Annotated in this window: 1 protein-coding gene; it reads right to left on the reverse strand. The window is 36.4% G+C overall.

The window, feature by feature from the left end:
* Positions 1 to 286: metal ABC transporter solute-binding protein, Zn/Mn family (locus C1E99_RS00445; protein ID WP_161951113.1), on the reverse strand; the 286-nt coding region annotated here is incomplete at both ends.

A 286-nucleotide genomic window follows, 5' to 3' on the forward strand; every position in this document is an offset into this window, starting at 1 on the left:
ATATCCTCATCCGTCAAACTTTCAAGAGGATTAAGAACATCCAACTGAACCCCAGTCTCTTTAGCAAGTGTTTCTGCAACAGATTTTGACGCATTTTCTTCAAAATAGATATACTTAATACCATATTTATTGATATACTCTGTCAATTCTGCTAGACGTGATGGAGTCGGATCCTCATCTGCAGCAACACCTGTAATAGAAACTTGTTTCAAACCATAGTCCAAAGCTAAATATGCAAATGCAGTATGTTGTGTAACAAAGTATTTCTGTTTCGCAGCAGATAATG

Source organism: Streptococcus suis (assembly GCF_002964045.1).
In the GTDB taxonomy this organism is placed as follows: domain Bacteria; phylum Bacillota; class Bacilli; order Lactobacillales; family Streptococcaceae; genus Streptococcus; species Streptococcus suis_U.